We start from the raw sequence: 1,869 nt of genomic DNA on the forward strand, positions 1-1,869 counted from the left end.
GGCCAGGAAGGCGAACACGTCGGCCAGTTCGGCGTTGCGCTGCTCGGCCGTCTGGCTCACGCCGTGGCCGCCGGCCGTCTCCACCCGCAGCAGCACCGGTGCGCCGCTGGCGGTGGCAGCGGACAAACGGGCGAAGGTCTTGAACGAGATCCACGGTGCCACGCGCTTGTCGTTCATGCCCGTGGTGAACAGCACGGCCGGGTAGCGCGTGCCGGGCTGCACGTGTTCGTAGGTGCTCATGGCCAGCAGCTGGCGCATGCCGGCCTCGGTTTTCACCGAGCCCATTTCCAGCTCGTGATTCGGGCCGTTATCGGTGGCTTCGACGAAGCGCACGCTGTCGGTGATGCCCACGCGCACCACGGCGGCGGCAAACAGCTCCGGCGCCTCGGTGATGGCCCGGCCCACGGCCACGCCACCCATGCTGGTGCCGATGATGGCCAGTTTGTCCTTGCGGGTGTAGCCGCGCGCGACCACCGCCTTGGCGCAGGCGATCATGTCCTTCCAGGTGTTGGGCTTGGTGGCGCCTACGCCGGCTTGGTACCACTCGTGGCCATAGGCGCCACCGCCGCGCGGCTTCACGTCCACCCAGATGCCGCCGCGCTGCAGCCACGGGTCCAGCTTGCGGTTGAAGTAGGCCGTCTCGGCCATGCCGTAGCCGCCGTAGCCGTCCAGCACGGTCATGTGGCTGCCGTCCTTGGCCAAGCCCTTTTTGTAGATCAGCGACATCGGTACCTCGACCCCGTCGTGGCTTGTGCAGGTGGCTTCTTCCGACACCCAATCCTGGCCGATGCCGCTGCGGTCGGGTGGGATCAGCGGGCTGGCCGTGGCGCGCAGGTCCTGCACCACGTAGGCCTGCAGCGCCTTGGTCCAGCCTTGCAGCGTGACCACCACGCCAGGCCGGTGCGGTTGCGCGCCCAGGAATGACACCGCGCCCTCGAACGGGAGTTGCACCTGGGCCGCCTTGTCCACACCCGCACCATGCGGCAGCCGGTACAGCTTGCTGACCGAGCCTTGGCGCACGATGTAGTACAGCCCGTCCTGCACGGCAGTGATCTCGTCGATCACGCCCACTTGCTGCGGCACCACGGCCACTGGCGGCTGAGTCGGCGCACGCAGGTCGTAGCGCAGCACCTGGTAGCGCGGCGCGTCCTGCGCGCTGCGGGCGTAGACCCACGGGCCTTGCTGCGTCACGCCGCGTGCCCGGATGTCCTCGCCGAACAAGGTCTGCCAGGCGGCCGCCGCAGTGGGCTTCAGCAGCGCCTCTTGCGGCGCGAACATCACGCGGGCATTGGCGCCCACCCCGTCGCTCAGCTGCAGCACGGCAAAACCGGGGTTGCTCTGGCTGTCGGCCCAGACCCAGTCGCGTTCGCGGATCTGCGGGCCCATGGCCGCTGTTGCCTGGCCTGCGCCCAGCAGCAAGGCGTCTTCGCCACCGGCCAGGCGGCGCAGGTGGGCCTGCATCTTGCCGAAGGCGGCACCACCCGGGGTCAGCGCGTCGGCCCCGCGCATGTAGATCAGGCCGCGGCTGTCGGGCAGCCACATGCCGGGAATCTCGCCCCAGATGCCGGGCACCGGCGGCATTTCGTCGCGGCCGTCCTTGGTGCTGAACACGCGCAGGTCGCCCAGCTCGGCGTCGGCCTTGGAGACGACGGCGGCCACGTGCCTGCCATCCGGCGAGGCGGCGATGTTGTTGATCGAGTGGGCCACGCCCGTCTGCTTCTCCCACTTCTCCGGGTCCAGCAGCAGGCGCTCGGGCGCGCTGGCACTGGCGCGGGTGTAGAGCTTGGCCACGCGCGCGCCGGGCTCGCGCTTCAGGTAGAACCAGGCGCCACTGCGGGCAATGTCCAGCGAGACGATGGCCGGGCTGCG

1 protein-coding gene is annotated in these 1,869 nt (G+C 69.9%); it reads right to left on the bottom strand.

Going from position 1 to position 1,869, the window contains the following annotated elements:
• Positions 1-1,869, bottom strand: a 1,869-nt coding sequence (locus tag FKP22_RS29005; RefSeq protein WP_141291617.1) for a prolyl oligopeptidase family serine peptidase, incomplete at both ends; no start/stop codon positions are given.

Source organism: Ideonella azotifigens (genome assembly GCF_006519715.1).
GTDB lineage: Bacteria > Pseudomonadota > Gammaproteobacteria > Burkholderiales > Burkholderiaceae_C > Ideonella > Ideonella azotifigens.